This is a genomic window from Lutispora sp. (genome assembly GCF_041687175.1).
Classification (GTDB): Bacteria; Bacillota; Clostridia; order Lutisporales; family Lutisporaceae; genus Lutispora.
In genome coordinates this window covers 1-6,882 of the sequence record NZ_JAWLCK010000133.1, presented here as the reverse complement: position 1 = coordinate 6,882, position 6,882 = coordinate 1, and the positions used below count along the sequence as shown (strand labels likewise).

Here is a 6,882-nt window from a genome sequence, read left to right as displayed (position 1 = left end):
AAAACAATGGTACAATTATCTAAAATGGGAAGTAAGGGGGTTGAAATATGGACTATAATCAGATCCTGGAAAACGCCAGAAAGAATATGGGAGGCAGATGCCTGGTATGCAAGGAATGCAGCGGAGTGGGCTGCAAAGGTGTTATACCCGGTCCCGGTGGCAAAGGGACAGGCTCCTCCTTTGCCAGAAACTATCTTAAGCTTCAGGAGCTTAAGATAAATATGGATTTGATCTATTCTAAAAGCTCCGTAAGCACCGAAATAGAGCTCTTTGGCAGGAAATTCAAGTATCCTTTCTTCGCTGCTCCCATATCTGCAGTGAAGATACATTATCCGGGATACTTCAGCGAAGAAGAATACAGCAATGCAATAGTATTCGGCTGTAAAGCTGCTGGAACCATAGGTTTTACAGGTGATGGAGAGAGCAAGGACTGCTATACATCAGGCCTGGAAGCAATCAAATTGACTGGAGGCTGGGGCATACCTACCATAAAACCCTGGGGAGTGGAAGATGTAATAAGCAAGATAAAACTGGCAGAGCAAGTAGGAGCTCCTGCAGTAGCCATGGATATAGATGCAGCAGGATTACCTGTTCTGGCCAAGGATAAGGAGATCTGTCCCAAGTCTGTAGATGATCTGAAAAGAATAGTAGAAAGCACCAAGCTGCCTTTTATCGTGAAGGGCATCATGACAGCTAAAAGTGCAGAAAAAGTCTTGGAAGCAGGAGCTTACGGCATTGTAGTGTCAAATCACGGCGGAAGGGTACTGGATCATACACCAGCTACTGTTGAAGTCCTCCCTGATATCGTAAAAGCGGTAAAAGGCAAGATGAAGATACTTATCGACGGAGGCATCAGAAGCGGATTAGATGTATTCAAGGTGCTGGCGCTAGGCGCCGACGGTGTACTTATCGGCAGACCATATTCTGTGGCTGCATACGGCGGAGGAGAAGAAGGAGTTGCTCTTTATACAGAGAAAATAGGAGCTGAGCTGAAGCAGACCATGGTTATGACAGGCTGCAGCACTCTATCAGACATTGATTCATCAAAATTGTGGCAGGGATAAAACTACATATTATATAGATAAAAAAATAAAACACTTAAGAAGATTGATATGCTCCCCTTGTGGTAGACAGTTTAAATAATAAAAACTGCTTACTACAAGGAGGAGTATATTTTTATGGGACGAAAAAGTAAATTTTCTTAGTCTAGACTTTTCTTCGATTTGAGCAAGGTTTCCTTGTGTTTTATTACTGGATATAGCTGCAGAAAATGACAAAATAAGACAAAATAGTTTGCATTTCGAAAATATAAATACTATACTTATAATAGACAGAAAATTAACAATATTGTGCATTATGAAGTTGATAAATACTAAGAAATTAAAATGAAAGGGTGAGGTTTTATATGAGAAAAAAGGTTCGTTATGGCATTATGTTTAAAATGTTTTTATTTACATCTTTATCAGTTTACTTAATCATATCTGTTATGTCAGGGTTGATATATTTAAGAACAAAGGATATCATAGTTGAAACTATAGAAAATGACATGATAGCAGCCAAAGAATCTACAATAAAAAATATTGAACAGATTTTAAATGTTGCAGTTGAGGTTGTAGAGGAAATAAATCATAATGACTATATCAAAGAATATATAAAAAGAGTTCCTTCTATAGAGGAAACAAAAACAACAGAAGGGTATTCAAACTTAATAAATACGCTAAATTACATAAAACAGAAAGATGATAACTTGTTAAATGTGTATATTGGAGTAGATCACATAAATAAACTGATAACAAATGATGAATTTGAAACACCTCCAGGATTTGACACCAAGGGGCGTTCGTGGTATATAGGAGCAACACAGAATAAGGGAATAGCAATAACAGAGCCATATATAGATGTAGTAACAGGTTTGCTGGTTCTTACTGTAGCAACACCTGTTAATGATAGCGATGGTAATCTTATAGGCGTTGCAGGTGTTGATATTTCACTGGATGATATATCAAAAGTAATGAGCAGTTATAAATATAAAGATTCAGGCTATGCAATATTAGTAGATAAGACTGGAAACTTTATATATCATCCCAATGAAGAATTGATTATGAAAGATTCAATAGAGAAAATCGATGGTGATTTATCAATTGTAGGTAAAAAAATGCTCTCAAATGAGACAGGAACAGAAATAATAACTGTTGATGGGAAAGAACACTATATAAGCTATAGCCCTATATCATTAAGCAAATGGGCTGTAGGTCTGTTGGTACCAGTAGAAGAAGCACAAAATGAGCTTGACACATTTAAAACAATTTTTATCACAATCATAGCGGTTACCTTTGTTTTTCAATCTCTAGTAATCTATTTATTGGCCAGGAACATATTAAAGCATATACCCGTTCTTTTAAATGCTTTTAGTATGGCAGAAAAAGGCGATTTAACCATCAGGGCAAATACAAAGAGTAAAGATGAAATTGGACTATTATCTGACGGGTTTAATAGGATGGTTGATTCTCAAAAGGGCATAATTAATAATGTGGTTGACTCAATAGAGAAAATTACAAATGTGCTTGATTCAACGAAACACAATATAGAAGACTTAAATAAAAATATAGAAGATGTATCAGCCACTACGGAAGAAATTGCAGCTGGAATGGAAGAAACAGCAGCATCAATGGAAGAAATGAATGCAACATCAAACGAAATTTCACAAATTCTTGATGATATAGCACATAAGGCAGAAAAAGGAGTAACATCAGCAAAAGAGATAAACAACAGGGCTTTGGAAGTTAAAAAAGAAGCAATAGAATCAAAGCAAAATGTTAATGATATATATGATATAACCCAAAGCAAGTTAAAGGAAGCAATAGAAGAATCAAAGACCATAGAGCAAATCAGCATTCTGTCAGATTCAATATTGGCAATAACAGAACAAACCAACCTCCTGGCACTCAATGCCGCAATAGAAGCAGCCAGAGCAGGGGAAGCAGGAAAAGGATTTGCAGTTGTGGCAGATGAGATAAGAAAGCTTGCAGAAGAATCAAAAAATGCAGTGGCAAAAATTCAAGAAGTAACAGAGAATGTATTGCAATCTGTAAACAAGCTGGTAATGAGTTCAAATGAGGTTTTAGAACTTGTAGATAAAAAAGTAATCAAGGATTATGAAATACTTGTTGATACCTCCGGACAATACAGTAATGACGCTATGTACTTTGAGAATTTGGTTAGTGATTTTTCCAGTTCATTCTCTATGCTAAAAGACATCGTTATGAATATGATAAAAGCTATAGAAGAAGTAAGTGTAGCCACAAATGAAGAAACTGAAGCAACTTCAAATATAGCTGAAAGAACAACCTACATTATTGAAAAAACCATCGATATAGTTAATCAAATGCAGGATGCAAATGAAAAGATTGATAACTTGATGGAGGTAGTTAGCAAGTTTAAAATCAGATAATATAAGGGACACGGGGGACGGTTCTAAATGTCCCCCGTGTCCCTTATCTCTCTATTTCAAATCCGGCAATTCATCATCACCAGTTACATCATCAGGTATTTCTGGTTTTTCAAGAACCTTAAGATTATAAGTAAATGGTTGACTTGGAGTTCCTTTAGAATCCTGCACCACAAGGGACACTTTATAATTCCCCGGCTCATCAAACACATAGCTGAGAGTCTCTTCATCCGAGTTTAAAACTACAGTACCATCCTTCTCTATTGTCCAGAGCCTTGATTTAATCGAATCTCCAGGATCTGAATCCGAAGACTTGTCTACAAAAGTTACATCATCCCCTGAATACACCTTGCTTATGCTTATGGAAAACTCCGCAATGGGAGCATTATTCTTCTTTTCAATAATATTATTGCCAATATTCTCTGAATCCCTTCCTCTGGATATAAACGCAGGGATAGCTTTTCCAAAGAGCCAGAATCCTCCCCAGACCAGAGCCGCTAATACCATCATCGAAGCTATAAATCTCGGCCAGGATATTATGTATCTCTTCTTTGCTTTTTTTATATTTATTCTTATTTGATCATCCAAGGAAACATCCCCTATAAAGGTTGTATAAAGAAGAGTATTCTTAAAGTTATCATAAATCTCTTTTGTTGACTCATAAGACCCTGCCATGGCCCTTGTAATTATAGGGAATATGGCAGGAGGGATTGCATCCTTGTCCTTCTCTATGTCTCCATCGGGAGAGTTGGCGAATATACAGCAAATTATTTGCCCCAGCTTCTTGCTCACCAAACTGAAATCTATATCAAGATTGTTCTTATCAAAGCAAAACAGATTAAAAAAGCTCAAATACTTCCTGTTGGCGACGGATAAATTATTCAAATCGCAAAGGGTATATTGTATTAAAGGAATAGACTTATCTATTTCCATAAATTTTTTCAAAAGCTGTTCTGTAAGAAGCATTTTATCTGCAATAGTCAGGTGATGCTTGGAGAGATATTCCTCCAGGGAAGGTCCTTTGGAGATGGGGAATAAGGCGTAAAACATTCCATCTATTTCAAAAGAATCTATTAGACTCTTAGACACGCTGTCACCACTGTAGCAGAAGCTGTTTTTCACTGCATCAATGATATCTTTGTCCACAAACTCGTTTAAAATAAACTTCTCTTGGCTCTCACTATTTGCTAATTCGCATATAAAGACAGATTGGAACTGATCTGAATACAGAGTATCCAGTATGTGGTACTTATCATTTATAACCTTATGCTCCAAGTTATTCACCCCCAATCTATACTATTCTACATAAAGCAAAATTTTCCTCCAATATATACCAAGGTTTGCGCAAAAAAGCCATAAAAAGGGCACCCTGTAAGGGTGCAATACTGAGTGGGGTTAACGATTGTGTCTCTAATAATGTGAGACTTTCAGGGGTTAAATACACTCTAATTATAGTACATGAGGAATTAATATGCAATAGAGTTTATCAGAAACCTGAAAAATATGTAGAATTAAAGGCATAATATTAGATATATATCTAATATTATCATTATAAAAGTATTGAAACTTCTGACTTATTCATATAACCACAAAACACAACAAAATACGCTATATATTAATATATATACACTAAATAGTATAATAATGCAAAAAAATAATCATATATCAATTAGATATATGATTATTCATCGTCATCCTGAGCCCTAGCGATGTAGGGAACGGTTCACAACCGTTCCGTGACCTCAACGGCTTACCCTAATTATGTCATCCTGAGCGAAGCGAAGGATCTTGACCCTAAAGGAATACCTAAATCTGAGCTCTGAGCTCTGTATAAGAAATACCCAAGTCTATGCAACTCGCAACCCTCAACTAGTAACTCGTGACAAAACCCCAGAGGAATCCCCTGGCACTAGTGACTGGCGACCAGCGACTAACGACTTACTTTAGGCAGCGCCTCATAATCTTGCCTGTCTCCGTCTTTGGCAGCTCATCCATGAACTCTATCTCCTGAGGCGATGCAAAAGGAGACACTCTGTTTCGAACCAATGATCTATACTCAATCTGCAGCTGGGGACTAGGCTCATAACCCTTCTTTAACACCACAAAGGCTTTCACAGCTTCGCCCATCAATTTATCCGGCATACCTTTCACCGCCACCTCAGCAACTGAAGGATGGCTCATAAGGACGCTCTCCACCTCAAAGGGTGTTACCAAATGCCCCGCCGTATTTATTACATCATCCTCACGGCTCAAATAATAGAAGTAGCCTTCTTCATCCCTGAAAGCCAAATCACCGGTTATGTACCAGCCATTCTTAAATTTCTCAGTATACTTTTCCCGGTTTCCCCAATAATCCAGAAACATGGAGGGCCAAGATGGCTTCAAGGCTAAATGACCTTTACCACCAGGAGGCAGGGGATTAAAATCCTCGTCCAATATCTCCGCTTCCACATCCACCAATACCTTTCCCATGGTATCATAGCCTTTCTTCGGGAAAGTACCGTCATATCCTATTATTATTGAACCTGTCTCTGTCTGGAACCAATGATTGTACACTGTCAGGCCAAGATTATCCTCAGCCCAGCGGCATACTTCAGGATTCAATGCCTCCCCGGCACTGAATATCTTTTTTAAATATCTCAGATCATACTCCTTTGCCTTAGCCGGATCTTCTCGCATGAGCATCCTTAGCAAAGTTGGAGCAGTGTACCATATCTCTATATTGTATCTATCCAAAAGCCCCAATACCTGGCTGATCCTGTACCCAGGCTCTGCCACCAAAATATCAGCCCCTGTACTCAAGGATCCCAATATACCATAGGATGTGCCTGTTACCCAGGCAGGGTCCGCAGTGAACCAGCACTTCAAGCCAGGTCTCAAGCCAACAATATCCTTGGAGGTCTGCCAATGACTCAATACAGCACCATGGCAATGGACTGCCCCTTTGGGCTTTCCTGTGGTGCCGGATGTATAATGTATTATTGCATAATCCTCATTGGACATCTTTACCGATTCAAAATCCTTGCTCATGGAAAGAAGCCTGCTCCTGAATTCCCCTTCCCTGTCAACCAATATGCTTGGCAGCCCTTCTACATTCTCTGAAAGCTTTGATTCAGCAATTATAATAGAGCCTTGACAATCGGAAAATCTCTCCCTCACCGCATCGGGGCCAAAGGAAGGAAAGAGAGGGCAATAAATTGCGCCAATCTTAAAAATTCCCAGTATGAAAAAATAGGTTTCAGGAGAGCGATCCAGATAAACGAAAACCCTGTCCCCTTTTTTTATACCGTGGGATTTAAGCAAATTGGCTGCTCTATTGGACATAAGATCCAGAACTCTGTAGCTCCAGCTTTCTTCATTGCCTTGTCTATCCACATACAGCAAAGCCCTTTCATCCATATTGTCCTTATTTTTATCAAATATGAAATCAGCGA

The 6,882-nt window shown here is 38.4% G+C and carries 4 protein-coding genes; 2 read left to right on the top strand and 2 right to left on the bottom strand.

The genetic code is table 11. The annotated features are described in order from the left end of the window. Positions 1 to 47 precede the first annotated feature (47 nt). Both ACESM9_RS13540 and ACESM9_RS13535 read left to right on the top strand, forming a co-directional pair. The gene (locus tag ACESM9_RS13540) at positions 48 to 1,064 is read left to right on the top strand and encodes an alpha-hydroxy-acid oxidizing protein (protein WP_372999711.1); all 1,017 of its coding nucleotides are present in this window, start codon (positions 48 to 50) and stop codon (positions 1,062 to 1,064) included. 341 nt (positions 1,065 to 1,405) lie between these two features. Then, positions 1,406 to 3,451 carry a methyl-accepting chemotaxis protein gene (locus ACESM9_RS13535; RefSeq protein ID WP_372999708.1) on the top strand — a complete coding sequence of 682 codons (2,046 nt, stop codon included), beginning with the start codon at positions 1,406 to 1,408 and terminating at the stop codon, positions 3,449 to 3,451. A gap of 51 nt (positions 3,452 to 3,502) precedes the next feature. Here ACESM9_RS13535 and ACESM9_RS13530 read toward each other — a convergent pair whose 3' ends face one another. Continuing rightward, positions 3,503 to 4,723, bottom strand: a complete 1,221-nt coding sequence (locus ACESM9_RS13530) for a PKD domain-containing protein (protein WP_372999705.1) — start codon at positions 4,721 to 4,723, stop codon at positions 3,503 to 3,505. A gap of 663 nt (positions 4,724 to 5,386) precedes the next feature. Next, positions 5,387 to 6,882, bottom strand: a 1,496-nt coding sequence (locus ACESM9_RS13525; protein WP_372999702.1) for an AMP-binding protein, incomplete at its 5' end; no start/stop codon positions are given.